This window comes from Candidatus Pelagibacter communis (assembly GCF_001179945.1).
Taxonomy (GTDB): domain Bacteria; phylum Pseudomonadota; class Alphaproteobacteria; order Pelagibacterales; family Pelagibacteraceae; genus Pelagilacustribacter; species Pelagilacustribacter ubique_A.
Window position 1 is genome coordinate 1 of the sequence record NZ_CVSG01000033.1, and the last position, 537, is coordinate 537.

Consider the following 537-nt stretch of genomic DNA (forward strand, 5'->3'; position numbering starts at 1 on the left):
GGTAGCTGTTGTGAAGCCCGGCAGAATTTTGTTTGAAGTTGATGGTTTAGATCAAAAAGAGGCCGAAGAAGCGTTCCGGCTTTGCTCATATAAGCTTCCTATCAAAACTAAAGTAGTAGGAAGACGTGAGGTGGGGAATTAATAATGCTCAAAAAAGAATTAGAGAAATTGAATAAAGATGAGTTGCAGATTAAGCTAACAGATGATCATGAAGCGTTGTTAAACCTTAGAATTCAAAAGGCCTTGCAACAATTAGAACATCCGCAGAAGATCAGATCTTTAAGAAAAGAGATTGCTCAAATTAAAACAGTTATACGTGAATATGATTTAGGAATCAGAGGGAGCAAATAAGTTGACAGATTCAAAAAGAAAACAATTGATAGGAATTGTCCTAAAATCTAAAATGGAAAAAACTGCTATTGTTCAAGTAGATACTCAAAGCCCTCACCCAGTTTATAGGAAATATGTAACATCTTCAAAAAAATATTATGTTCATGATCCAAAGGCGGAATGTCAGATTGGTGATACTGTAAGTAT

At 34.8% G+C, this 537-nt stretch carries 3 protein-coding genes; all 3 read left to right on the forward strand.

What is annotated here, in order from left to right; translation table 11 throughout:
- On the forward strand, positions 1–142 hold a 142-nt coding region (locus AMN78_RS00950), incomplete at its 5' end, for a ribosomal protein L16 (protein WP_179850586.1).
- 2 nt (positions 143–144) lie between these two features.
- Positions 145–351, forward strand: coding sequence for a 50S ribosomal protein L29 (gene rpmC, locus AMN78_RS00955; RefSeq protein WP_075533755.1), 207 nt, complete (start codon positions 145–147; stop codon positions 349–351).
- A gap of 1 nt (position 352) precedes the next feature.
- Positions 353–537, forward strand: a 185-nt coding sequence (locus tag AMN78_RS00960) for a small ribosomal subunit protein uS17 (protein WP_075533756.1), incomplete at its 3' end; no start/stop codon positions are given.

What these genes read in the sequence shown, in the direction of transcription:
- rpmC (WP_075533755.1), top strand. Translation starts at nt 145, where the DNA reads ATGCTCAAAAAAGAATTAGAGAAATTGAATAAAGATGAGTTGCAGATT.